Origin of the sequence: Bathymodiolus thermophilus thioautotrophic gill symbiont, assembly GCF_003711265.1 — a bacterium.
Lineage (GTDB): Bacteria > Pseudomonadota > Gammaproteobacteria > PS1 > Pseudothioglobaceae > Thiodubiliella.
This window is the reverse complement of sequence record NZ_CP024634.1, coordinates 947,820-974,729: the sequence shown is the minus strand read 5'-3', so window position 1 is coordinate 974,729 and position 26,910 is coordinate 947,820. Positions and strand designations below refer to the sequence as shown.

The window sequence follows — 26,910 nt, the reverse complement described above, 5'->3', positions numbered from 1 at the left end:
ACTTACCAACCATTATGAACATCGAAAACATTAAAGTACCACCAAATTCTATTGAATCAGAGCAATCCGTTCTCGGCGGCTTGTTGCTACATAACGAGGCTTGGGATGAGGTGGCAGATGTATTGGTAACAGATGATTTTTACAACACCTCGCACCGTGTTATTTTTGATGCCATTCACATGTTATTAGAGCACAGTGAACCTGTGGATATTTTGACGGTTAAAGAGCGACTTAAGAAAACAGGTGATGAAGAAACGGTGGGTGGTTTTGCTTATTTGGCACAAATTGCTGAAAACACGCCCAGCATTTCAAACATCAAAACCTACGCCCAGCATGTGCGTGAACTTTCTGTTTATCGTCAATTGATTATCATTAGCCAAGAAATTGCCGATTCTGCTTACCGTCCAAAAGACATTGAATTGCAAGAATTAATCGATTTATCTGAAAGAAAAATATTTGAAATTGCAGAACAAATTACCCGTGGCAAGCAAGGGGTTATCAATGTCAAAGACAAAGCCAAAGATGTGGTTAATTTAGTGCAAGAATGGGCAGAAACTGCGGGCTCGTTAACGGGATTGGAAACAGGTTTTACCGAGTTAGACAAAAAAACCTCAGGCTTACAAAAAGGCGACTTGATTATTATTGCAGGTCGTCCTTCTATGGGCAAAACCGCATTGGCAATGAACATTGTCGGCAATGTGGCTATTGAGCAAAGCAAGCCAGTATTGGTATTTTCGCTAGAAATGCCGATTGATGCACTCATCCTTAGAATGATTTCCTCGTTTGGACACATTGATAGCAAAAAAATCCGTGCAGGTGAAATGACAGAAACCGATTGGAACAGTTTTAGCCACTCAATTAGTGCCATGGAAAAAAACAACATCTTAATTGATGAAACCCCTTCGATTACACCGACAGAAATCCGTGCAAAAGCCCGTCGGGTTAAAAGACAATATCCCGAATTGGCTGTTATTATGGTGGATTATTTACAATTAATGACGGTGCATGGGAAAAGTGAAAATCGAGTACAAGAAATTTCTGAAATATCCAGATCGTTAAAAGCATTGGCCAAAGAAATCAATGTGCCCGTCATCGCCCTATCGCAACTTAATCGTGGCGTTGAATCACGCCCCAAAGCAGGCAAAGGCCGTATGCCACAGATGTCAGATTTGCGTGAATCAGGTTCGATTGAGCAAGATGCAGATATTATTGCCTTTGTTTACCGAGATGAGCAATATCACGATGAAAGTTACTCCGACCCCGAAGAAGTTGGCAAAGCAGATTTAAAAATTGCCAAACACCGTAATGGCGAAACTGGCAACATTAAATTGTCGTGGATTGGAGAATACACCCGCTTTGAAAATCTTGCCCCCGACGACCAAATGCAAAATGCACCTGAAGACTGGCAAATAGATGCTGCCGATGCCAACAATGCACCCAACTTCGAAACAGAAGAATTCTAACGCTAAAAAAATATGCCTGCTGTTGCCTTAATCTCCCAATCTGCACTAACGCACAACCTATCCATTGTTAAAAACAAATCGTCAGCAAAAATCATCGCCATGGTTAAAGCCAACGCCTATGGTCATCACCTAAATTTAATAACACCTTTGATTGAAAATGCCGATCTATTGGCAGTGAGTGAATTGTCAGAAGTCCAGAAATTACGACAACTAACCGATCAACCTATTTTGTTATTATCAGGCGTTTACACCTCTGAAGAATTGCAACAAGCCATTGATTTAAAGTGTCAAATTGTCATCCACCACCCTGCGCAAATCGTATTAATTAACCACAACACGCAAGCACTGGGCATTTGGCTAAAAATTGATACAGGTATGCACAGACTGGGCTTATCACATGACGAATACCGACAATGTTTGCCTGATTTTGAATCCAATGCATTGATTACCATTAAAGGCGTTATGAGTCACTTTGCCTGTGCAGATGAGTTAAACCATCCAATGAATTTATTGCAACTAAAAACCTTTAAGCAATTAACCGACAATAACAACAATCGCTCCATGGCAAATTCCGCAGCAATTTTGTCAAATCCAGCCGCACATTTTGATTTCATACGCCCCGGCATTATGCTCTACGGTGCATCACCTTTTGCAGACAATGATCACGATCTGCAACCAGTAATGCAATTGTCTGCACCGGTAACAGCCATTAAAACCATTCAAGCAGGAGCAACAGTTGGCTATGGCTCAACTTGGATTGCTGATCAGTCAACCACAATTGCCATTATTGGCATTGGCTATGGCGACGGCTATCCACGACATGCAAAAAACGGCACACCAGTATTGATAAACGATATTCTGTGTCCCTTAGTGGGTCGTGTTTCTATGGATATGATAGCAATAGATGTGAGCCATATAACTGTGTCAATTGGCGATACAGCCATTTTATGGGGGCATAAAAAACTTCGGGTTGAAACTGTGGCACAATATAGCGATACCCTTAGTTATGAATTATTAACGGGCATTAGTGGCCGTGTGTCTGTTGTTCGTGGCACATAAAATGAAGCATTTTATCCAAATCAGCGATTGTCATATTGATGACGCCGAACAGTCAATGGGGGTCAACACACACCAAAATCTAACACATATTATTGACAAAATCGCCCCCATGCAGAGTGACGCTTTATTGATTAGTGGCGACCTAACCCATCATGGCACGCTAACTTCTTACAAAAAATTAAAAGAACTTCTTGCCCCTGTTCAAAGCAACATTTTTGTCCTAGCAGGAAATCACGATAATCCACACAATCTTGCTGCTGTATTTTCAGCCTGCTTGTTTAACACTCTATCAATGGGGGTGTGGGATATTATTAGCGTTGATTCGGTGCAAGCAAAAAAAACCAGTGGTTATTTAACAAAAGATGTGTTGCTTGAATTGGATCAACAACTGGCTAATTCACAAGCCAAATACATTCTTGTGGTATTACACCATCCCATTGTGCCGATGTGTAGCACTTGGGACGATACTCTTTCTCTAGAAAATCCACAAGATTTGTTTACCGTCTTAGACAAACACCTTAAAATACAAGCGGTGTTATTTGGCCATGCACACGAAGCAGCAGAATTTGAAAGAAACGGTTTAAAAATTATTGCCTGCCCTTCAACTGCTGTGCAATTTACCGATGAAAAACGCATTGGCTTTAATCATTACACGCTAAACAATAACGGTCATTTGGAATACAAAACGCAATGGATATAGAAGACAATTTCCTCAAATCCCTATACACGCAACACAATCCTAAAACTTATTCAGAAGTTTCGGCCTTGTTTGAGTTGAATTATCAAAAGATTTTAGAACTGCTTCCCACGCTAAAAGAAATCACACGCGACAGCGTAATATATCACGACAACGAACAAGACCTGTATTTGTTTGTTGAAGAAAGAACGCCTTATACAGGCACTTTCATCCTCACGCACATCTTGGCGTTAGAATCAGGTGCAATCAATCGACCTGATATTAAATTCAAAGTATTTTTTGATGCCAAATTGTTAGAAGTGCTGTCAGTTTGCAATGAAAGCACACTGAATAATTCACACCCATATCTTGCACAATGCAGCGATATGAACATACAATGGGAGCTTAATACTTTTATGGAAAAGTGGTTAGATTATTGTTTAGATAAATATCAAGGAAGGTTATGGCAGACACTGTAAATACAAAAAGAAAATTGGTTGTTGCCATTTCATCAAGGGCATTGTTTGACTTGGATGAATCACACAAAATCTACAAACAAGCAGGGGTTGAAGCATACGCCAAACATCAACAAGAAAATGAAGATGTGGTGTTAAAACCGGGTGTTGGTTTTACTTTGGTGAAGAAACTACTGGCTTTGAATAACCAAAACAACCCTGTTGATGTTATTCTGCTCTCTCGTAACAGTGCCGATACGGGTTTGCGTATTTTTAACTCAATCGAACATTATGGCTTAAAAATTGAACGGGCTGCCTTTACCCGTGGCGAACCTACGCACACTTTGTTAGATGCCTTTGAAGCGGATTTGTTCCTCTCCAGTCATTATGAAGATGTGCAAAAAGCACTTGAATCTGGCTTTGCCGCCGCCTCAATAGTTGGCACGGGGTCTAAACACACCCACAAAAAACAACTGCGCATCGCCTTTGACGGTGATGCAGTGCTGTTTTCCGATGAAGCAGAAAAAGTTTATCAACAACATGGCATTGATGCTTTTTCAAAAAATGAAGAAAAATTTGCCAATGTTGAACTCAAATCAGGCCCTTTTAAATGCTTCTTAAAATCATTACACGACATTCAATCTTCATTCCCAGAACAAGACAATCCCATCAGAACCGCATTAGTCACCGCCAGAGGCGCACCATCACACAAACGGGTTATCCACACCATGCGTGCTTGGGATATTCGTATTGACGAATCTTTCTTTTTAGGTGGGCTTGACAAAGGTATGTTTTTGAAAAAATTTGGTGCTGATATTTTCTTTGACGACCAGCACAAACATTGTCAATCAGCCGCCCAATATGTCTCCACTGGGCATGTGCCAAATGGAATTACAAATAAAGAGACCTTTACATAGAGACTTAAACCCAGCCTTAGCCCTGCTAGGACAAGGTTTAAGAAAATTACCAAGTGGGCAAAAATTGAATTTTGCTAATCATCCATATTTATGCAAAGGTCTCACATAAATAGGAATAATCATCAAGGCTCCATAAAGTAAAATAAGCGCACTTTATTATTTAAATTTTATCATGTCGAATAAAATCAATGCCATTCGAGGAATGAACGACATCCTGCCAAAGGATTCTACTTTGTGGCTGTCGTTGGAAAAAACAATCATTGATTTGTTTATGTCTTATGGTTTTAAAAATATCCGTACACCTGTGGTAGAAAAAACCGATATTTTTCATCGGGCTATCGGGCAAGCAACGGATATTGTGGAAAAAGAAATGTATACTTGGAAAGATTCAAACGGGGATTCATTAAGCCTCAGACCTGAAAATACTGCTAGCGTAGTACGGGCAATGATTGAACACAATCTACCCAGGGAAGGCATTCAAAAAGTATTTTATCAAGGTGCAATGTTTCGCCACGAACGCCCGCAAAAAGGCCGTTATCGCCAATTTCACCAAATCGGTGCAGAAGTCTTTGGCGTTGATAATGCCAAAATAGATGCTGAACTCATCGCCATGACCCACACCTTATGGCAAAACTTAGGTTTAAAAAAAGTTACTTTGGAAATCAACACCCTAGGTTCGGCGGAGGCACGAGTAAATTACCGCACCCTATTAGTGGATTATTTCACCCAACATAAAAACCAACTGGATGAAGATTCTACCAGGCGCTTAAAGACCAATCCACTCAGGATTTTAGACTCTAAAAATGAAGATTTGCGTGGCTTAATTGAAGCCGCACCGAAATTAATGGATCACCTTGATGAAGCGTCAGCCAAGCATTTTGAGAGCTTTAAAACTTATTTGGATTGTTTAAATATTACTTATAAAATTAACACTCGCTTGGTGCGTGGCTTAGATTATTACAATCGCACCGTATTTGAATGGACAACCACCGATTTAGGCGCACAAGGCACGATTTGTGCAGGGGGTCGTTATGATGGTTTGGTGGAACAAATGGGAGGCAAGCCCTGCCCCGCCATTGGTTTTGCCTTAGGGGTGGAGCGTTTAATTTTATTATTACAAGCGCAAGGTTTGACAATTGGCACCCCGCCTTTGTCTATTTATATGGTGGCATTAGGCGACAAAGCGCAATTAAAATCATTACAAATTGCCGAACAACTACGACAAGCATTACCAGAGATAATCCTTTATAATGACATCTCTCTGGGAAGTTTCAAATCACAATTTAAAAAAGCAGACAAAGCTGGAGCAGATTTTGCGATTATTTTAGGTGAAGAAGAGTTAAACAACAACGAAGTGGCAATTAAGCCCTTAAAAAATCAAGGTGAGCAACAACAAATGTCCCTTGAAGATGCAATACAATATTTCAAAAAAGGATAGAAAAAAATGAAGAATTTTATCGAAGTAGGCAAAACTGAAGAAGAACAAGCCGAACAAATTAAAAAGTGGGTCAAAAAGAACGGAGCGCAAGTTATTATTGGTGTCTCACTAGGACTTTCAGGAATCTGGGGGGTTAATTATTACAACACTCAACAATACAAGCAAACCATGCAAGCACGAAGTTACTATTTAGCAATGGTTGACAATCCTAGTGACGCAAAGGCCATCGATGCCTTAAAAGAAAAATATGCCGATAACATCTACTCACAACAAGCAAATTTAATCCTAGCAAAACAAGCAGTAAGCGACGGCAATTACCAAGGTGCCTTAGATTATTTACTGCCATTTGTGGACAATGAAGATAAATTCATTGCCCATACTGTAAAACTCAGAATTGCCAATTTATACTTAGAAATGGGCAATCCTGACCAAGCACTTTCAATATTAAAAGACAACGATGACAAGGAATTTAATGCCTTATACAATCATGTTAAAGGTGATGCGTACTTTGTAAAAAATGACCTTCCTGCCACTAAAAAACATTATCAATTAGCACTTGCTCAATTGCCCGATAAGTCTCAATTAAAAAACTTAATTAAAACCAAACTCAGCGATATTGACTAAAGCCTTTATGCCTATTATCTCCCTAGTTGGTCGCCCAAATGTTGGCAAATCCACGCTTTTCAATCGTCTCAGCAAATCACGCCAAGCCTTGGTTTCTGATTTTGAAGGCCTAACACGAGACCGTCAATACGCCGAGATTTTGTTTGACGAAGACAGTGAAACTTTTGCCACCATTATTGACACTGGTGGCTTAACCCATCAAGACAATATCATTGACAGCGGCATTCAATTACAGGTACTAAATGCCCTAGAAGAATCCGATGTTATTTACTTTATCGTCAGCAGTAGAGATGGGGTAATTGGCTTAGATAGAGAGATTGCCGCACAATTGAGAAAACTCAAAAAAGACATCGTTTTGGTGTGCAACAAAGCCGAAGGCCTCAACCCATCCCTAGCAGCAGAATTTTACGAATTAGGCATGGGCGAGCCTATCTTAATATCCGCAGAACATGGACAAGGCATTGGCGATTTGATTGATCACACCCTACCTTTATTACCCACAATAGAAGTAGAGGAAGAAACAGAAACAGTAGAAGGCATCGCCGTTGCCGTCCTCGGCAGACCCAATGTAGGCAAATCCACTTTAATCAATCGTATTCTAGGGGAAGAGCGTGTTTTGGCAATTGATTTACCCGGCACAACCCGTGACAGCATCTACATCCCCTTTGAACGCGAAGGGCAAAAATACACCTTAATCGACACCGCAGGCATTCGTCGCAAGCGTTCCACACATGAAAAAATTGAAATATTCTCCATTATCAAAGCACGCGAAGCCCTAGAGCGCTCTCATGTAGTAATACTAATCCTTGACGCTCACGAAGGCGTTACCGAGCAAGATGCCACCTTATTAGGAATGATTGCTGAACGCGGTCGAGCCTTATTGATTGCCATTAACAAATGGGATGGCTTAGATGAATATCAAAAACAAGAAGTAAAACGCAAATTAGAAGTTAAATTGTCTTTTGTCAATTACGCCAGCGTACATTATATTTCCGCACTCCATGGCTCAGGCGTTGGTAAATTATTCGCCCCCATCACCAAAGCCTATACCAATGCTGGCACCGAATTTAGCACCCCAGTATTAAACAAAATCCTCGAAAAAGCCAACACTGGACACCAGCCCCCACCCGTAAAAGGCAGAAGGCTCAAAGTTAAATATGTCAATCAAACTGACATATTCCCACCCACATTAACCTTCCACGGCAACCACTTAAAAAGCGTTCCCAATGCCTATGACCGCTATTTAAAAAACTTCTTCATTGACGCATTAAAACTTACCAACACCCCCTTAAAAATCGAATACAAAAGTGGAGACAATCCATTTAAAGGCAAAAAGAATGAACTGAACGCCAGACAAATCGCCAAAAGACGCCGTTTAATGAAGTTCATTAAAAAGAAATAAGCTGGTCTTATATTGTCATTAGCAACAACTCATCACCCCAATCAAAAGGTACAAAATTTATTTTTTATACGCCTCGTTCTTGTACTGTGTATGGAAATGCATACACCATCAAAAGTTGGCAAAAATTGAATTCTGCCAATCATCCATATTTATGCAAAGGAAGACCCCTGCATTAAACTAAAAAACCCAACAAAAAATCACAAATCAACCCTCAAAACCTTATGCAAACATTAGCATTTATGATAAAATACTATAATTATCAGACACTTACAAAAAAATGCGAGTTAAAACCACTCAAGAACAAACCTTTGCTGATAGTTTTATCAACATACCAAACTCCCAACTAGACATCATTAACAAAGTTATCGATTGGGAAGTTATAGCCAAAGATCTGTCTCATATTAAAGTTGACTATTCTGCTGTTAGTCTGTTTAAAGCGCTATTAATAGGCACATGGCACAATCTCTCTGATGAGAAGTTGGCTGATAGTCTTAGTAGAGATTTAGTCTTTATTAACTTTTGCAACTTTAGCCTAAGTGGCAACAAACCTGATGCTACAACCATTGGCAGATTTAGAACCAAACTAATCAAACAAAATCTATTTGATAGACTTTTGAGTAGCATCAATCTTATGCTTGAGAACAATCAACTCAAACTCTCTAATGGCAAACATGTTGCCATGGATGCAACCTTAATTCAAAGTGCTAGACGCACTAAGAAGATTATTACAACACACAAAACTGGTGAGGTTTATGAGATTGATAGTAACCCAATTCAATATTCAGATGATAAAGATGCAAGATGGACATTTAAGGCGGGAAAATACACTTATGGATATTCATCAGTAGTAACAACTGATGCCAATGGATTAATTAACAAAGCCACTACGCACCCTGCTAATGATAGTGAAATGACTCATTTTGAAGAAAATGTTAAACAGGCAGGCAATCAAAAAGGCGTAAGAGTTTTATACGACAAAGGAGCAGCCTCTCAAGCTAATAGTGAAGCACTTAAAGCACAAAAGTTAAGAGATGGTATTATGCGCAAAAAACCCAAAGGCAAGCAAATGAGTCATTGGAATAAATTACGCAATAAAGCAATCAGCAAAAGAAGGTTTGTGGTTGAACGCACCTTTGGTACGCTCAAACGCACTTATGGTTTGGCAAGAAGTCGTTATATTGGTTTAGAGAAAGTTGCCAGCGAAGTTAATCTTAAAGCTATTGCTTATAATCTAGTTAGAGCGGCGAATGTTTATATTAACAAGGGATTAAATACAACCTAGGGATTATTGTGTCTTTTTTTGTGGAAACAGTACAAAAAAGAGTAAAAAATGAGCGATTTATAGTTGATATTGATGATTTTTTTAATGAAAGCTGGATTTTATATGTTTTTTGACTTTGAAAAGTCAAAAATTGAGGGTTTTGGGTTTTGATGGTTGGTTTTAGGGTGCTATGCAGGGGTCTTAAAGGTCTCAAGTAGAAATAAGTTTACCAGCCCTACTTGTGAATACCTGCACCCCTCATTTGACAAAAAAACTTACACGGCTATTCGTTTATATGGAATAATTTATTAAATGAATATGTTGCACTATGCTAATGGCTTTCCAATTTTCGTCAACGCTCACACAATAACAAATCCACCTAGAACTTGATTCGCTCGTTATGACACTACCCAAAGAAAATACAACGCTTATAACATGCGACTTTATTCGCCATTACTTATTGTCTGTTAATTTAGGAGATTTATTATGAACACACTTAATCGTTTTATTGTCACTTCGTTATTAATGTTATTTGCCTCGCAAGCATTTGCCATTATCCCAAAGGTTATAAAAATTGAAAGAACAGGTTTGACTACACTTACCATTACGCACGATCAGCCTGTTAAGGGGAGGGATCCCAATGCCAATTATGGAATATACATGAAAACGAATGGAAAAATTTATGTGGGCACTAGTAATAGCGAACATTCTAGAACAGTCGTTGCTGTCAATCCAAATACCAAAGGCTATGCTATTGCATGGGAAATGGAAGTAGTAGAACTTGTTGATATGGACAATGACAATATAACGACTATTGATGAAATGCGTGTTCGTAGTTATGGCTGGAGCAATAACTCTAATCCTACTGAATGGATGACTGATGCTCATAGTGTTACCAATCTTTCTCTTTATCACTTTAGCTTTATCTCCGTCAATACTCTTAATGCCAACGAAGGTACCGAACTTATCCACACTCTCGCCGCCAGCGATACTGCCACTTTCAGAATTATTGAAAATACCGACGGTTTATTCAGCCTCAGTGGCACTAATAACGCCACCCTAAAATTCAACGGCACCACTACCGACTTTGAAAGCAACAAAAAATCCTATACTGTCAAAATCAAAGCTGAAAACAATACAAATAATGAGAATGCCGAACAAACTATTACCGTTAAGCTTATTGACCTCAACGATGAAACTCCTACTGCCATTACCTTCGCCATCAATGAAGAAACCTCTACTGCTATCACCTTAAAAGACAATCTCACCATCAATGAAAACACCGCCATTGGCACTGAATTAGGCACCCTCTCTGCCACTGATGCCGATACTAACAACACTTTTACCTATACCAGTAGCAATGCCATATTGAGCATTAACGGTGGCAAACTCAAACTCAACGCTGCTTTAGACTATGAGAGTGCCACCAGTTTCAGCACCACCATTACCGTAACCGATGGCAACCATCACAGTTTTGATCGAAAATTCAATTTTACAGTCGGCAACATTGACGATACTGCCCCCACCAACATTGTCCTAACTAGAGTAAGCATTGCACTCAACGCAACTGCTGGTGCAATCGTAGGCATCTTGTCTGCAACGGATGTAGATACAGACAATAGCAAATTAACCTACAGGGTCAATCCTAGCAGTTGGTTTTTAATTACTGGCAATCAACTAAAAGTCAAATCTAGTGTTGCCACAACTGCAAAAATATTCACATCTCCAATACGCATCTCTATCACTGTCAGAGATGGCACTTCAACCTCTACAGAAAACTTTAACATTGCCTTTAATGCCGTTAATACAAACATCACTCCAGTAGTCAAGCAATTCATCGTAACCCAAGGTGGAAATAGTGGTCGGCTGATTAGTAAAAATGGCGGAACAGTTACCGTAAACGCCTTGGTAACTGCAAACACTTACGATTGGAGTAAGTCTAATGTTACTGGCACAAGCGCCAATACAATTTTTTCTTTTGACCCCGCCAACATAGAACCTGGTATTTTGACCATTAAATTAGAGGCTAAGAACGATGACCTGCATTCATCAACAAGAGTTTTGAAACTTAAATTGATTGCAGGCGATGTCGACAGTAATAACAACGACAGTGACAACGATGGCATCCCCAATAACAAAGACAACAATACCGCAGGCAATAAAATCCAAGCAGGTGAGGGTAAAACCATCACCAATTTGAATCCAGATATAGATATAAATACAAGTCCAAACCCAAATTCAAATTCAAACTCAGGAAAACCTAGAGTATTATTAGGCATCATGGGCAAAGATTCTGGGCGTTTAACCCTTGAACAAGTGAAACAATATATAGCAGACAACAAACTAACCAACAACGCCAGTGATACGGCAACCACTGGCGATATCTATGACTATATAGTTGAAGGCTTAAGTGCCGTTGGTGCCTCCACTCAAGTGATTATTGAACTTACTACTGCAATTCCTAAGGATGCAGAGTTGCGTAAATATTCGTTGACAAGTGGTTGGGATAATTTTATAGTTGACACTGAGAATACAATTGAATCTAGTACAGACAACACTTGCACCAATGATAGCACTTGGAAAACTGGATTAATCGTAGGTGCAACTTGCCTTAAATTAACCATCAAAGATGGCGGCGAAAACGACACCGATGGTGGTCAAGCCAATGGCGTAGTTGAAAGCACTATTTCAATAGCAACGCCTGCTAGCAGTGGTGGCGGTTGTGTTTATAACCCTAATGCACCTGCTAGATTTGATATGGGCTTTATCCTGCTGATGATATTAGGTGCTTATTATTTAATCAGAAGAAAACGGCGACTTATCCGCTGAGTAGATAAATCAAGCAAAGTTTTTAGCATGAGGAATGATAAAAAAATCAATAAGAGACCTTTGCATAAATATGGATGATTAGCAAAATTCAATTTTCACCCACTTGGTGATTTTCTTAAACCTTGTCCTAGCAGGGCTAAGACTGGGTTTAAAAAATTACCAAGTGGGTGAAACGAGGACTCTTGATGATTATTCATATTTATACAAAGGTCTCAATTTAAGGGTCATGCATAAGACATTAATTTTTATGTAAAAATTGCCTACTATTATTCAACAAAAAGCACAATGACAATGCAAACAAAACAAAACAAAACATTACTTCAATTTTAGTTCTAGTATCAGTGCTTTTATTAGGTGCATGCAATGAAAAAAAACACTTATGCAAACGCCCAAACAAACCTTCGTCAACCTTAACCCCGACTGGAGCGAAAAACTTTACCTAAACGAAGGCGGCTCTGGCGTCATCGTAACACTCATTGACCATACTGGATCAGTATTCACTTTAGCAGACTTTGGTGGCTTCCCACTCCTAGCAAAATGCCCAACTCAAACGGACAAAAAAACCAGCAAAAAACCCATTGAATACATCAAAACCCTCCACCCAGAATTCTGCGAAACATACCCAGGCTACCAAGCAGGTAAGCCCGTCTCAATGGTATTTGACTCCAAGCCAATCGTAGCCAGATTTACCCTTTGCCTACTGGATGACGATCAACCTGGTAAAGCCGATTGTGGCGATGGCTATAAAAAACGCTCCACACGCTAATGCACATCCCCACGGCGTGGGAATATGAATAAAAAATCCCTGTTCTCACGGGGCTTTTTTTTAAGAAAATATCTCTAAGGAAAAAATAGATATATCCGCAATGAGGCCTCCTACATTAGACACATGTCCAATATAGGAAACTCAAATAAAAAAATGTTTTTATGGGATAATTTAACACTTGGATATGTTGTAGTCGTCATTTATACCATTTTCAAAAATAAAAATGGATAATATAATACTATAATCCAACCATGTATTAGCAACAGCAGTCAATACTCATAGTAATGACGCTTTCATTTGCCATTACTTAAAAATTTAATTACTAACCCAAGGAGTTTTACTATGAATATACTTAATCGCTTTATTGTCAGCGCCTTATTGGTTTTATTTGCCTCACAAACATTTGCCATTGATGAGTCACAAAACCCAGTCGTTATAAAAGTCGAAAGAACAAGCGATAATACGATGATCGTTACTTTTAACCAACCTGTTAAACTTCCCGCATCATCTAGCACAATAAAAATAACACTCTATTCTGGCACTACATATTATGTAGGTGAAGCAGTTCAAGGTAGGGTTTTTGAAACAGAACTTATAAATCCAGTTTCTAATTACAGTCAACAAATGAAAATTAAGCTTAACAACGGTTTTGCGAAAGCCGACGAGAGTGGCAACAATTCAGCCACTCTAATCCTTACTGCCATATTAGCCAAAAATACAAATAATAGCGCTGTTCAAGATTACATAAAGTTTAATTTTATTTTTGCCAAACTTGTGATTACCTCGGACAGTGCCCTTAACACCAATAAAGGCTCTATTTTTAACCACCTTCTCACTGCCATTGACCCTGCTGCTATTTTTAGCATTACCGAAGATAGCAGTGGCTTATTCAGCCTCAACAACAACACCTTAACCTTCAACGCTACCAACACCAACACAACATCCTACACCGTCAAAATCAAAGCCACCACCGGCACCAGAGTCAACCAAAACGCCGAACAAACCATTACCATTACCGTTAACGACACCCCACTACAACAAAAGCCATCCGTCAATGTTAGCAAGAAACAAACCATTACCCAAGTTACCCTTGAAGCCGCAGCCACCGACCCCGACGGCGACGACAACGCCTTAACTTACCAATGGACGCAAACTGCTGGCACTCCTTCCGTTACTCTTGCAAACGCCAACACTGCCACTGCCACCTTTACCCCCACCGATGCCATGAGTGGGAAAACCCTTACCTTTAAAGTAACCGTTACTGACACTGACAACAAAACAACTGAAGTCAGTATCAGTGTAACAATTACTCGTGCGCTCACCATTATTACCGATAACATTGTCACACCTGAAAATGCAGATAAAATAATAACTTTGGTTGCCAACAAAGAAGGTGCAACCTTTGTTATTGTAGAGGGTGCAGATGCAAGTAGATTTACCATAAATGGCAACGACCTAACTTTTAAAGCCACCGACTACGAAAAAGAAAAAGACAGTAAAACTTACAGCGTCAATATAAAAGCCACCAAAGGTGATGAAACTGCAACCAAAACCATCACTGTTACTCTAACAAATATCGACGAAGCCCCAACCAACCTAATCATCACTGGCGGTGGCAAAATCGACACTGGCAAAATCGTTACCTTAACTGCTCACGCTGATGATGTTGACAGCGAAATAACTTACACATGGACACAAACCACTGGCACGCCGCTTAATAAAGACTTAACAAACACCCCAACTATCAGCTTTACCACCACCCCAGTCATGGAGGGTGAAACCTTCACCTTTAAAGTGGTTGCAACAGGCGATGGACAAACTATTGAAACCACTACCACCGTTACTGTCAACAACGCCGAAACCACAGCCATTGCCAAAGCTGCAGCCATACGCAAAGAAAGCAAAGCTGCCGTTAAAATCCTACTCTCTCGTGTTAGCAAAACCATCATTAGCAGATTATCCTACCTCCGTCACCAACAAAACAAACGCAGCAACTTTGACGCCAATGGCTTTGCCGAAGGCATCCAAGTCAATTTTGCCGATACCCAAACCAACACTCTCGTTAACCATATATTAAACGCCAATGAACTCAACAACACCATCAAAACCCCAATTCCCAAAATCAACTCTTGGGACACTTGGACGAGTGCCAAAATCGTCATCGGTGAAAGCAACGGAGAAAACACAGACAAAACTAAATTCAGTCTAAAATCCTTTAATATTGGCATTGACAAACAACTAAACCGAGACACAACCCTCGGCTTCTCCCTCGGTTTCGGCAAAGAAGAGCGCACCGTTACAGGCAACGATTTCTCAGGCGATGTGGACACCAACCAATGGAGTCTCTCCAGCTACGGTGCATTAGAAATTGACAAACAAAATAGCATCGAAGCCATCCTTGGCATCACCCAAGGGGCGCACAAAACCAATGTTATTAATCAAAACAGTAATAGCTTATTCGCTAGCATCGCCTACCGTGCCAACCTACAAACAGACGAATTTAACCTGTCTCCCTTCCTCCGCTACGACATCAACAGCATCAAAATAACCGACAACATCCTTACTTCCGAAACGGCCACTGACAACAACTTCGCTATTGGCATCGACATCAACAATGAAGTCGCTTACCAAAACAGCAAACTGAACCATTTTCTCTCTGTAGAATACAAAGCCAACCTCGGTCAAAATGACGACGAAGAGGACTATCTCAGTCAAAATGCCAAACAAGAAATCGAACTAAAAATCGGCATTGATTATCAAGAAGGCGATACCAGTACCTCCGTCAACTACCAACGCATCCAATCCACCAACAACGAAGCCTACAGCAACATCATCGAAGGCACCCTCCGCTGGAAGTTCTAAATGAGGTGTCTTTATTTGACATGGATGTTGAATAAAGGGCAAAATTTACAAATGAGTGAAAGTTACCCTCAAATTAATATTTACCTAATACGGGAGTCTTAACCAAAGTTTCACTCAAAAAAAAGTCCCATTTTCACGGGGCTTTTTTTTGAAAAAACACTTTGCTCAAAAAGAAATAAGTGCTGTTGTTTTGTTGAGTTCAGCGTGCAATTCACAATATCCATTTTCATACATTATCGCTTGTAGCGGGTCATCGCTACAGGCACAACCTGTGAGCACTTCACGGAAAAATACGCCAATCTTTAATTGAAATCTTTGCATAGTTTCAACACTTGAAAGCAGGATAATGCGAATAGAAGACTCATCAATATTACCACTGTGTTGACAGCATTTAATAAGCAATGATTGATTGCCGAGTATCAAAGATTTAATTTTTTTCTCGTCAAATGGCGTCAAAATTCACGAAGATAAAATAAGATTACGCACTTCTAAAGCAGCCTTAACAAAACTCTCAAACAACGGATGCCCGTCTCGTGGCGAAGAAGTAAATTCTGGGTGGAATTGACAAGCCACAAACCACGGATGGTCGATAATTTCCACCATTTCCACCAAAGAACCATCAATTGAACGACCAGAAATCCGCATACCTGCTGCTGCCAATGGCTCAATCAAAGTATTGTTAACCTCATAACGATGGCGATGGCGTTCGGTAATCACCTCTTTGCCATAAATTTCTCTGGCTTTAGAGTTGGCAGACAAAGCGCATTCCTGCCCACCTAAACGCATTGTCCCGCCTAAATCTGAATCTTCATCACGCCTCTGCTTATTGCCCTCTTCATCCTGCCATTCAGTAATCAAGCCCACCACTGGATAAGGTGCAGAAGAATCAAACTCAGTGCTATTAGCACCCTCCATATTTGCCACATTGCGTGCATATTCAATCACGGCAACTTGCATGCCTAAACAAATGCCCAAATAAGGAATGTTGTTTTCACGCGCATAAGTTACTGTGGCAATTTTGCCTTCAACACCACGATTGCCAAAACCACCGGGTACCAAAATTGCACTCATATTACTTAGGCAATTTGCGCCTGTTTTTTCAATGTCTTCAGAGTCAAAATAATGAATATTAACTTTAATTTGGGTATTGATGCTGGCGTGCAATAAAGCCTCTGATAACGACTTGTATGCCTCGGTTAAATCCATATATTTACCTACCATGGCAATATCAACACTTGCAGTGGGTGCATTCAGTCGCTCAACCACTGTATCCCATTCGCTTAAATCAGTCGGCTTACAATCAAGTGACAATTTCTTCACCACAACATCATCCAAACCTTGATCGTGCAACGCCCTTGGCACTTTATAAATGGTATCCACATCCAGCGAAGTGAACACGGAATCTGAGGCTACATTGGTAAATAAAGCAATCTTAGCGCGTTCTTCATCAGGTAATTCATGTTCAGAACGGCAAATAAGAATATCAGGCTGAATGCCAATGCCACGCAATTCTTTCACAGAGTGCTGAGTTGGCTTAGTTTTGAGTTCGCCTGCAACTTTGATATAGGGCAATAAAGTTAGGTGTATAAATAAAGTGTTTTCACGACCCAGTTCAAGCCCCAACTGCCGAATGGCTTCTAAAAATGGCAAAGATTCAATATCACCTGCCGTGCCACCAATCTCAACCAAAGCAACATCTGCTCCAACTGCCCCAGCTTGTGTCAATTCTTTAATTTCATTGGTAATATGCGGCACAATTTGCACCGTTGCACCAAGATAATCACCCCGCCGTTCCCGCTCAATCACACGCTGATATACACGCCCTGCGGTAAAATTATTTCTCTTACCCAATTGCAAGCGCACAAAACGCTCATAATGCCCTAAATCCAAATCCGTTTCCGCCCCATCGTTGGTCACAAAAACTTCACCATGTTGAAACGGGCTCATTGTGCCGGGGTCAACATTGATATAAGGGTCAAGTTTCAGCAGGGTTACTTTTAAACCACGAGATTCAAGGAGTGTCGCCAAAGAAGCGGAAGCGATGCCCTTGCCCAAGGAAGAAACCACGCCACCAGTGATAAATATGTATTTTGTTGCCATTGAAAACTAACAAAGTTGAAAAAGTAATGATACCTTAATTTTGTAATTTTTTAACTATTTCGTTGCAACCGACAGGTAAAATCCATCCAATGGGCTACAAAAACTTTATTTCAAGGCTGTTTTTTTATCTAAAGCCACACATCATCAAACTTGTCTTTACCTCGCTGACAATAATATTAGCGACGGCTTTAGAAAGTTCAATTCCCGAAGTAACGGGACGCATTATTGACGACCTCTTTATTGGTGATCGCAATCAACAAACTGCTATATTTTATGCGGGCTTATTGTTGGTAATTATTATACTAAGCTCTTTGTTTTCACTCACTTCCACGGCGACCAGTTCGTGGGTTTCTAACAAAGTAATTATGGATTTGCGTAGCGATATGTTCGCTAAGTTAATCAAATTACCAAAGGCTTATTTTGACCAGCATCCAACCGGAAAAATTCTTTCTAAATTAACCTATGATGTTGAGCAAATTGCCAGTGCGGCTTCCACAATGTGGCTGAGTTTTGTTAAATCTTTCGTGTTTGTGGTGATTCTCATTGGTTATTTGTTTTATAAAAGTTGGGCGCTTAGTTTGAGTTTGATTGTGTTTTTTCCCTTGATGTTTTTGGCTGTTAAATTATCCTCCAATCGTATGCGCAACGCCAGCAAACAGGTGCAACAATCAATGGGCAATATGACGCACTTGCTTGATGAAAACATTTCTGGCAATTCGTTGATTAAAATTTATAATGCACAACATCAAGAAAGCAATAAGTTTGGCAATTTAATTAAAAACATTCGTCAACAACGCTTTAAAGTAGATATGACTGGCGCTCTCAATGTAGCATTTGTCAATACTTTAATTGGTTTGTCTCTGAGTGGCGTGGTGTATTTTTCTGCCATTTATCTAAAAATGAGTGCAGGCGATTTTTTGTCTTATTTCACCGCAATGGGCATGCTAATCAAACCTGCAAAAAGTTTGATTAATATTAACAAACCCTTGCAAACTGCCATGGCAGCTGGCGAAAGTGTGTTTGGGCTGATGGATGAAAAATTAGAAGAAAACACAGGGAAAAAACAACTTAATAACGCTAAAGGTGCCATTCAATTTAAACAAGTTTGTTTTGGGTATGCAGAGGATAATCTCGTTCTAAATAATATTAATTTAGACATTAAAGCCGGTGATACCGTTGCCATTGTTGGCTCTACAGGCAGTGGAAAAACCACCATTATTCAATTATTGGCAAAATTTTATTCGCCAAACTCAGGCTCTATCACCATTGATGGCGCCGACATCAATCATTTTGACCTTAGTTCATTGCGTGCGCAAATCGCCTTTGTTGATCAGCATGTGCGCCTATTTAATGACAGTGTAAAGGGCAATATCGCCCTTGGTCAGACCAACACCATGAGCAATGAAAAAATTGAAAATGCCGCCAAAGTTGCCAACGCTTATGAATTTATACAGGCGTTAGGCGCTCAGTTTGACGCTGAAATTGGCGAAGATGGCGTTAAACTCTCTGGTGGACAACGGCAACGATTAGCCATTGCCAGAGCAATCGCCAAAGACAGTCCAATTTTAATCCTTGATGAAGCCACCTCAGCACTAGATTCTGCCACCGAAAAACAAGTGCAAACTGCCATCGATAAAATGCAAAAAAACCGCACCACTATCATCATTGCACACCGCCTTAGCACGGTACAAAAAGCAGATAAGATTGTGGTCCTTCACCAAGGGAAAATTGTCGAGCAAGGCACGCACCAAGACTTACTTGATGCCAATGGCGAATACGCCTCATTATACAAATATCAATTCGACTAACTCAAGGACGCTTCCAGAAACCCCAGTGCGATTTAGGGGAATTAGAAAAGAGTGCATTTTTTAGCCAACAATGAGGAGAATAGCCCGCTATTTGATGAATTTTTGGATGAAAAAAGTGCTATTTTATACTTTTCATAAATAGTATTGAGGTTTTTGGAGGTGCCCTCAAGTAGAGAAAGGTTTGCAACCTTTTTTAACGCCCACTTAATACCATTTTCAAAAATAAACTAAACAATCTAGCACCCATCCTCATCCCAAGTATTGGCAGTAAAAATACCCGTGCTATCAATAAGTAGCATGGGTATTTTTACTGCCAATACTTGGGCGATTATAGGCACTATATTGTTTAGTTTATTTTTGAAAATGGTATAACTACAAACACTTGGTATAAAAAAATATCACCTTTTCGTCACTATCATTTTATGCTCAAGCATATCACGCATACTATAGCCAATCCCGCCAATCCCATAACCCGAATGCTTTCTCCCAGCAAACGGCATCCAATCAACCCTAAAAGTAGTGTAATCATTAATCATGACCGCAGAAGCTTGTAATTTTTTTGCTATTGTCATTGCCGTTTCTGCATTGTCACTAAACACTGAGGATTGAAAAGAAACATCCAAACTGTTTGCCCACTCAACAGCCTCTTCTAGCGTTTTATAGCCATAAATACAAACCACAGGTGCAAAGACTTCTTGAGTAGAAACCTTGGCATCTTTAGCAGGATTTAACAACACAGTTGGTGCGTAACTCACTGCATTAATACGCTTTCCACCAGTCATTAACTGTGCGCCCGAGGCAATAGCCTCATTGACCCAAGCCTCAATTCTATCAGTTGCTTGCGGTGAGATAAGGGGGCCTAAATCGGTATTTTCGTTAATTGCATCGCCGACCACTTGCTTTGCTGCAATAGTGGCAATTTTTTCTGCCAAATCTTGCGCACGCTTCTCAGGCACATAAACTCGCTGCACCGAAACACAAACTTGCCCAGAATGATACATACTGGCTTTAACCACGCCATTCACAAAACCTTCTTCATCTGCATATTCATCAAAAATTAACGGCGCAACACCGCCGTGTTCTAAGGCACAACGAGTGCCGTAAGCAAGTTTTGACTTAAGATGCCAGCCAACTTTAGCAGAGCCAATGAAGCTAAAAAATGCCACACGAGAATCGGTAACCAATTTTTCTGCATTTTCATTGCTCAATAACGCCACTTGCACCCAGCCTACTGGCAAACCTGCTTGCTGAATCAATTCCGCTAATCTCAATGTGCATAATGGCGTCAAACTGGCGGGCTTAATAATCACAGGGCAACCCGTGGCAATTGCAGGAATAACTTGATGTATCGCTAAGTTTAACGGATGATTGAACGCACTAACTGCCACCACCACACCAATTGGCTCAAGGATTGTATGTGCCTTATGCCCTGCACCTGCTGGGGTGTAATCCATTGGAATTTCTTCACCCGTTATATTGTCCAATTCTCTAATGGCAATACGAATACCACTAATAGCACGGGTTACTTCCACCCTGGCATCACGAATAGGTTTGCCGCCTTCATTAGCAATTAGGTGAGAAAAATCCTCATGCTCAGATTCAACCAAATCGGCTAATTTTTGTAAAATTTCAATACGCTGAGTTTCAGACAAGCGTCCTGCTTGATGTCGCTTTTGTGCGTTGGATAACATTTGCTCCACCTGCGCACTGTCATGCATTTTTAACTCAGCAAGAACTGCGCCAGTGTAAGCCTGTTTAACGGTTATCATTGTCATTTTTATACCTTTTGTAATTGTTTGGGCAATAATTTATCATTCTCTTGATAATCAATTGGCACATCAATAATATGCACCCCACCTTGGGCAAAGCAAGATTCAATTAACGGCTTAAATTCATCGGTACTTTGTACTTTGTGTCCTTGTGCACCATAACTGTGAGCATATTTAACAAAATCAGGATTGTTATATGTCAAACCAAAATCTGCAAACCCTTGCCCTTCTTGTTTCCAGCGAATCATGCCATAAGCACTGTCGGTTATAATCAAGACCACCAAATTCAATTTAAGTCGCACCGCCGTTTCCATTTCTTGCGAATTCATCATAAACCCACCATCACCACAAATCGCCATCACTTGTCGCTGAGGATATAACAACGCGCAAGCCATTGCACTCGGCAAACCTGCACCCATTGTTGCCAAAGCATTATCCAGCAATACCGTATTGGGCATATAAGTATGATAATGGCGTGCAAACCAGAGTTTATACATACCATTGTCTAAGGCAATAATAGCATCCTCAGTCAAGGCACGACGAACATCAGCAACAATTCTTTGTGGCAACAGTGGATAGGCATTGTTATTATCTTGTTCATGAATAACTTCTTTGATGCTGTTTTTAAAATTCAACAATTCTAACGAGCAATTTGTTAAGACAGAATCCAGCGCCTCAGCCAGTCTATTAACAGTCGTTTGGATATCGCCAATAATCTCTAATTGTGGAAAATAGACCTCATCCACTTGCGCTGAATTAAAATTAACATGAATAACCTGAGTACCACCTTCACGCATAAAAAACGGCGGTTTTTCCACCACATCATGCCCAATGTTAATAATCAAATCTGCCATTTTAACCGCTCTGTGCAACACATCACCCTCTGACAATGCCGCCGTACCAAGGAACAAAGGGCTTTTGCAACTTACCACGCCTTTGCCCATTTGTGTGTTAAAAAAAGGAATACAAGTTTTATCAATAAAATCTTGCATGGGTTTAAACAATTTTTTCCGATTGGCACCAGCACCAATTAAAACCAACGGATTTTTAGCCTTTTTAATCATTTCCACCGCAATTTCTATCGCCTGCTTGTCCGCATCAGGACGACGAATTTCATTCACAGGAAACAAACGCCACTCTTTCACCTCTTCAGCAGCCACATCTTCGGGCAATTCCAAATGCACTGCCCCCGGCCTTTCCTCCTCTGCCAAACGAAACGCATCCCGCACCATTGGTGGAATCATACCGCCATTCACAATTTGCCGACTAGATTTGGTCAATGGCTCCATCATCCGCACCACATCAATAATCTGAAACCGCCCCTGTTTGCTAGAATGAATCGGCTTTTGCCCTGTAATCATCAACATCGGAAAAGCCCCAAGTTGCGCATATGCCGCACAAGTGACCAAATTGGTCGCCCCCGGCCCAAGCGTCGCTAAACACACCCCCGCCTTACCCGTTAAACGCCCATAAGTCGCCGCCATAAAAGCCGCCCCTTGCTCATGACGAGTAAGAATAAAGCGAATGGATGACGACCTCAAAGAATCCAATAAATCCAAATTCTCCTCACCAGGAATACCGAAAATATACGCCACGCCTTCGTTTTCCAATGCTTTTACAAATAAATCAGATGCTTTCATTTTTTATATTCCCCTAAATTTATAGATACGATGCCTCGCCAATAGCGATTTTCCATCTTTTAAAACCGTGCAATAAACAACCAATAATACACAAAGTATTCAAACACATTGTCAGTATAGTTATATTATTTACAATCGTTATTCTAAAGGCAACTCAAACCTTAAAGTGCATTTAAATACTCTATTAATTTATACATTGTAGCAAAAAAAAAGGTTTATTAATAATGCTTTACCCAGTCAAAAAAAATATCTTAACGCAAAACACCCTGGACTTCTCTCTCCAATAAGCTACTTCATTATGCTGCCAACAGATACAAACCAAATTCTACAAAAACCACACAGGTAAAATCAAGCATTATGCGCAATAACAATACTCAACGAATCTTAATATTTGGCAATGCTGGTTCAGGCAAAACCACTTTGGCTAAAAACTATGCTGATAAGCACGATCTTCCACACTTGGATCTTGATGAATTGGCGTGGTTGGATACAAAAATACCTGAGCGTAAGCCTTTGAAGGAAAGTGCTAGGCTCATTAATGCATTTGTGAAAAAAAATAAGAGTTGGGTTATTGAAGGTTGTTATTCAGATTTGCTTGATTTGCTAGAAAGTATTGCGACAAAAATGATTTTCTTAAACCCCGGTGTCGATACTTGTACAAGTAATTGCAAAGCTCGGCCTTGGGAGCCTCATAAATACAAAACTGCAGAAGCGCAAAATAAAAACTTAGGTATGTTATTGCAATGGGTAAGTGATTATCCTGTTAGAGAAGATGAGTTTTCATTAAGCGCCCACAAGGCATTGTTTGAGCGTTTTAAGGGAAATAAAATTGAACGCACTTCGAATGAAAGAAAATAAAGGTGTCAATAATGATGGCTTACGCCATTTTCAAAGAAAATAACATTAAACAACGCTACTTGTTGCTTTATACACACCAGTAACAATGGAAATGTAGATTGCTGAGGTGATGGAGGTGCCAGCAATGACACCAATGAGGATATTTTTGAGTTTGATATTGATAATAGAAAGAAAGTAGATTAGCACATTGATTGAAACGCCTGGAATAAAGCATAGGGAAAAAATAATGGGGATTTCTTTACTTTTGATTTTTTGTTCAAATTGAAGTATTTTTTCTGGCACTTTGAAATTAAGTTTATGGGAAAAATGATAAATTATCAGGCAATAGCTGATAATTGCGATTTGAATAGCAAAAAACACTTGAATGAAAGAAAAAAGGTAAATGCCTGCCAATAAGAATACGGTACCGGGTAACAGCGTTAATCCTCTGATAATCAGAATTAAAATATAACCAATATAGGCAATTAAAAAATGTTGCTCAGTTAAAACAGCCTTAATCATCTCGGGATCAATTTTATAATCTATCAAATATAGGTAAGCAACGACGGCTATATTGAGCGCAATAAACCCATAAAACAGATATTTTTTGTTAGTATTTTTCATTATCAGTAACCTTTATTTTATTTAATTGTTGGTAAAAATCAGACAAATCTTCTTGCTCCCCATATCTGGGCTTGTCGTGCATTTTTAGAAAGGGGCGTGAATTAAGTTCTAAAAAAATACAGGCTTGCGCATTAAAATCAACCTCAATGCCTTGCTCACAAATCACATCAATGCCGAGAATATTGGCATCAAAAAAAGTGAGTATTTTTTCCAAATCCTGTTTGTTTTGCCTGGTTAAGACTTTTTTATCAATAATTTCAACGCTAGAACCTAATTTCAGCGCTATTTTGTGATGCAAATACACTTTTTGCCCCGCCACAGGCACACTAGAAAGGCACATTTTTTGTTGCTTTAAGTGTCGTTTAATGGCTGAATTTTTAGGAATAGGATGGACAATCGGTAATAAATCCATCTGTTTTCTAATTAAATTTTCGTCATCAATCAGTTGACTTATATCGCTCGTGCTGTTGCCAATAACAAAAGGAGGGTAGCGCCTAAGAATAGACATTACACCAAGTTTGGTCATAACCACACGATAATTTTTACCCAATAAATATTGCTCAATAATGCTCACTGGCCACCATTTTTTAACGCCAATACTGGCTTTTAACAATGCGGTGTTGTTGTTAATGGGGAAATACGCACCTCTGGAAAAGCCGCCAACATTGGGTTTAACCACCAAGGGGAAGGCGTGTTTTTTGGCAAACTTTAGAGCGCTGATTGGATTAACAAAGGTGCTGCCTTGTGCATACGGCAGATTATTTTGCGCAAAAGCTGTTCGTGCTTGTGATTTAGAACGGCAGGCACGACGCACTTCAAGTGGATTGTAATCACTACAACCTGAGAGAAAAAATCGTGATAAAAATCGATGTAGCCAAGGTTTTGTCATTTAACTTTTGATTGGTAATGCTTGATGATTTTCTTAAAAAACACAAAGCGATTAAAATGTTGTTTGGGTATAGAGCCACTTGCTTTAACCAGATGATGCATACTGTTTTTAATAAACCGATGCTTGGCTTTTTTAGACAGTTTATTGTCCAATAAATTTATAGGAAAAGGGGCGAACAAATTAACTTCAATAATATGAAACAACCCTGCCAATAAATCAGCTCTAGAATTAACCCTAAGCCCTACTCTGGCAATGCGAAAATTGGGCAATGCTTGCAGATGTGAGGTGATTTTTTTAAGTTCATTTTGACTAAAAGTATCACTACAGTCTTGATACATAACATTGGAATTGTAAATGTTATTAATAGGATAACGCTCATCCGATTGGTTAATCGACTGGGTAATGGTTAGCACTGCAAGTTGTTGCAGATTGTCAACATCCCGAATGTAGAAAATTTCATATTCTTGCGTTTCGGATGCCGCTTGCTGGACAATGTAGGAGATTTTGCTTTTTATCTTAATATTTAAAAATGCCGCTTTTGTGTCAATCCTGACGATGCCGTTGGAATTTTGCCCCCATTCTGGCTTTAAAAACACAGGGAACTCAGCGGGCAAATGATTTTTATCAAAATAACATTGTTGCAAGCGCCATTGCAAAGGAATGTGCTTGTCCATATCAATTTTAGAATAAAAACCTTTTTCTTTGTTATACCACTCAGCATTAATCTGAAAATAATACCACGGCGGAATACCAAGGCGTATTGACCAGAGAATATAGTAAAAAATTAATTTAACTGTCAAGCGCTTCTCCTAACATTTATGAAATTCCAAGATTGAGACACTGTGCTCAAATTGGGTTTTTCTTTTAATGTTTTAACACTTTGATGATTGATAAAATTTTCAGATTTTTTCAAAACTTGAGGTTTAAAATATCAATTGTTTTTGATAGATTTTTCTGCATCAGCATTCAGTATTAAGATTTTCTATTAATGAATAATAAAACAATACCTAAAATAAGAATAGACAACGCTGCATTTGCCAATAGCGTATCCGTGCATAAACCGGGATTAGAAAATACCGCTTGACAAGCCGCTTCATCATCCACCGACCAAGTTGGCTTCCAACCCAATGGCGTGAATAAATGAAAAAATATTGCACCCGCCATTACCACTGACGCCATCAATCCACCAATGCAGTGAAGTTTTGCTCTGTGTTTCCATAAAACAATTGGAGCAAGTAATACCGAAGCAGTTGCTAACTCTGCTAAACCAATAAAAATCGCACCATATTCAGTGAACAGTGCACCCAATGTAACATGTAAAGTCTCCCCTATCCAAGTGCCGATAGTGCTAAAAATATGTTGTGGCTCTAAGGCAGTTTCATCAAATTTATAAAACAATGAGGTGAGAAAAACATTTGATGTCCATAGGGCAATTATCCAACTAACTGTGATTCTGATTGTGTTATTCATATTTTTTTTGCTTTTAATTTG

22 protein-coding genes and 1 pseudogene are annotated in these 26,910 nt (G+C 39.6%); 15 read left to right on the top strand and 8 right to left on the bottom strand.

Annotation, left to right across the window (positions count from 1 at the left end; genetic code table 11):
- The first annotated feature begins 14 nt into the window (after positions 1-14).
- The 13 genes from dnaB to MS2017_RS03535 all read left to right on the top strand — a co-directional run bounded on the left by dnaB (position 15) and on the right by MS2017_RS03535 (position 15,752).
- Positions 15-1,463 carry a replicative DNA helicase gene (gene dnaB / locus MS2017_RS03590; RefSeq protein WP_071565112.1) on the top strand — a complete coding sequence of 483 codons (1,449 nt, stop codon included), beginning with the start codon at positions 15-17 and terminating at the stop codon, positions 1,461-1,463.
- Positions 1,464-1,475: 12 nt separating this feature from the next.
- Complete coding sequence (gene alr, locus MS2017_RS03585; RefSeq protein ID WP_122951288.1) at positions 1,476-2,522, top strand: alanine racemase; 1,047 nt, start codon at positions 1,476-1,478, stop codon at positions 2,520-2,522.
- Between the two features lies 1 nt (position 2,523).
- Complete coding sequence (locus MS2017_RS03580; RefSeq protein WP_122951287.1) at positions 2,524-3,222, top strand: metallophosphoesterase family protein; 699 nt, start codon at positions 2,524-2,526, stop codon at positions 3,220-3,222.
- Positions 3,213-3,677 carry a DUF1249 domain-containing protein gene (locus MS2017_RS03575; RefSeq protein WP_071565115.1) on the top strand — a complete coding sequence of 155 codons (465 nt, stop codon included), beginning with the start codon at positions 3,213-3,215 and terminating at the stop codon, positions 3,675-3,677. Before MS2017_RS03580 ends, MS2017_RS03575 begins: the two co-directional genes overlap by 10 nt.
- Complete coding sequence (locus tag MS2017_RS03570) at positions 3,662-4,570, top strand: 5'-nucleotidase (RefSeq protein WP_122951286.1); 909 nt, start codon at positions 3,662-3,664, stop codon at positions 4,568-4,570. Before MS2017_RS03575 ends, MS2017_RS03570 begins: the two co-directional genes overlap by 16 nt.
- Positions 4,539-4,679, top strand: a complete 141-nt coding sequence (locus MS2017_RS11140) for a hypothetical protein (RefSeq protein WP_158009443.1) — start codon at positions 4,539-4,541, stop codon at positions 4,677-4,679. The genes MS2017_RS03570 and MS2017_RS11140 overlap by 32 nt, the downstream gene beginning before the upstream one ends.
- A 63-nt stretch (positions 4,680-4,742) precedes the next feature.
- Positions 4,743-6,008, top strand: a complete 1,266-nt coding sequence (gene hisS / locus MS2017_RS03565; protein WP_122951285.1) for a histidine--tRNA ligase — start codon at positions 4,743-4,745, stop codon at positions 6,006-6,008.
- A 6-nt stretch (positions 6,009-6,014) separates the two neighbouring features.
- Positions 6,015-6,632 (top strand): YfgM family protein, encoded by a 618-nt coding sequence (locus MS2017_RS03560; protein WP_071563548.1) that lies wholly within the window; start codon positions 6,015-6,017, stop codon positions 6,630-6,632.
- Positions 6,633-6,639: 7 nt separating this feature from the next.
- On the top strand, positions 6,640-8,034 hold the full coding sequence (der, locus tag MS2017_RS03555; RefSeq protein WP_071563549.1) for a ribosome biogenesis GTPase Der: 1,395 nt from the start codon (positions 6,640-6,642) through the stop codon (positions 8,032-8,034).
- Between the two features lie 277 nt (positions 8,035-8,311).
- Positions 8,312-9,316, top strand: coding sequence for an IS5 family transposase (locus MS2017_RS03550; RefSeq protein ID WP_122950936.1), 1,005 nt, complete (start codon positions 8,312-8,314; stop codon positions 9,314-9,316).
- A 465-nt stretch (positions 9,317-9,781) separates the two neighbouring features.
- Positions 9,782-12,124, top strand: coding sequence for a cadherin repeat domain-containing protein (locus MS2017_RS03545; protein ID WP_122951284.1), 2,343 nt, complete (start codon positions 9,782-9,784; stop codon positions 12,122-12,124).
- Positions 12,125-12,503: 379 nt separating this feature from the next.
- The gene (locus MS2017_RS03540; protein ID WP_122951283.1) at positions 12,504-12,890 is read left to right on the top strand and encodes a hypothetical protein; all 387 of its coding nucleotides are present in this window, start codon (positions 12,504-12,506) and stop codon (positions 12,888-12,890) included.
- 342 nt (positions 12,891-13,232) lie between these two features.
- Positions 13,233-15,752: an autotransporter outer membrane beta-barrel domain-containing protein gene (locus tag MS2017_RS03535; RefSeq protein ID WP_071564044.1), complete on the top strand. Its 2,520-nt coding sequence runs from the start codon at positions 13,233-13,235 to the stop codon at positions 15,750-15,752.
- A gap of 165 nt (positions 15,753-15,917) precedes the next feature.
- Here MS2017_RS03535 and MS2017_RS03530 read toward each other — a convergent pair whose 3' ends face one another.
- Positions 15,918-16,208 carry a hypothetical protein gene (locus tag MS2017_RS03530; RefSeq protein ID WP_071564043.1) on the bottom strand — a complete coding sequence of 97 codons (291 nt, stop codon included), beginning with the start codon at positions 16,206-16,208 and terminating at the stop codon, positions 15,918-15,920.
- A gap of 3 nt (positions 16,209-16,211) precedes the next feature.
- Positions 16,212-17,852, bottom strand: a complete 1,641-nt coding sequence (locus MS2017_RS03525) for a CTP synthase (protein WP_071564042.1) — start codon at positions 17,850-17,852, stop codon at positions 16,212-16,214.
- A gap of 89 nt (positions 17,853-17,941) precedes the next feature.
- Between MS2017_RS03525 and msbA the strand changes: the two genes are divergently transcribed.
- Positions 17,942-19,660, top strand: a complete 1,719-nt coding sequence (msbA, locus tag MS2017_RS03520; RefSeq protein ID WP_122951282.1) for a lipid A export permease/ATP-binding protein MsbA — start codon at positions 17,942-17,944, stop codon at positions 19,658-19,660.
- Positions 19,661-20,058: 398 nt separating this feature from the next.
- Here the strand turns inward: msbA and MS2017_RS03515 are convergent, their stop codons facing one another.
- On the bottom strand, positions 20,059-21,435 hold the full coding sequence (locus tag MS2017_RS03515; protein ID WP_122951281.1) for an aldehyde dehydrogenase family protein: 1,377 nt from the start codon (positions 21,433-21,435) through the stop codon (positions 20,059-20,061).
- Between the two features lie 2 nt (positions 21,436-21,437).
- On the bottom strand, positions 21,438-23,069 hold the full coding sequence (locus tag MS2017_RS03510; RefSeq protein ID WP_071564040.1) for an acetolactate synthase large subunit: 1,632 nt from the start codon (positions 23,067-23,069) through the stop codon (positions 21,438-21,440).
- A 339-nt stretch (positions 23,070-23,408) separates the two neighbouring features.
- On the opposite strand from MS2017_RS03510, the pseudogene MS2017_RS03505 reads away from it, so the two are divergent.
- Positions 23,409-23,927: pseudogene (locus MS2017_RS03505) on the top strand (NB-ARC domain-containing protein); the annotation flags it as partial.
- A gap of 45 nt (positions 23,928-23,972) precedes the next feature.
- Here MS2017_RS03505 and MS2017_RS03500 read toward each other — a convergent pair.
- The 4 genes from MS2017_RS03500 to MS2017_RS03485 form a co-directional block, all read right to left on the bottom strand.
- A complete protein-coding gene (locus MS2017_RS03500) occupies positions 23,973-24,530 on the bottom strand; it encodes a VTT domain-containing protein (RefSeq protein ID WP_122951279.1) in 558 nt (185 codons plus the stop codon).
- Positions 24,517-25,419, bottom strand: coding sequence for a cyanophycin synthetase (locus MS2017_RS03495; protein WP_122951278.1), 903 nt, complete (start codon positions 25,417-25,419; stop codon positions 24,517-24,519). Before MS2017_RS03495 ends, MS2017_RS03500 begins: the two co-directional genes overlap by 14 nt.
- Positions 25,416-26,219, bottom strand: a complete 804-nt coding sequence (locus tag MS2017_RS03490; RefSeq protein ID WP_122951277.1) for a hypothetical protein — start codon at positions 26,217-26,219, stop codon at positions 25,416-25,418. The genes MS2017_RS03495 and MS2017_RS03490 overlap by 4 nt, the downstream gene beginning before the upstream one ends.
- A 172-nt stretch (positions 26,220-26,391) precedes the next feature.
- Positions 26,392-26,889, bottom strand: coding sequence for a hypothetical protein (locus tag MS2017_RS03485; protein WP_071564037.1), 498 nt, complete (start codon positions 26,887-26,889; stop codon positions 26,392-26,394).
- Positions 26,890-26,910 lie beyond the last annotated feature (21 nt).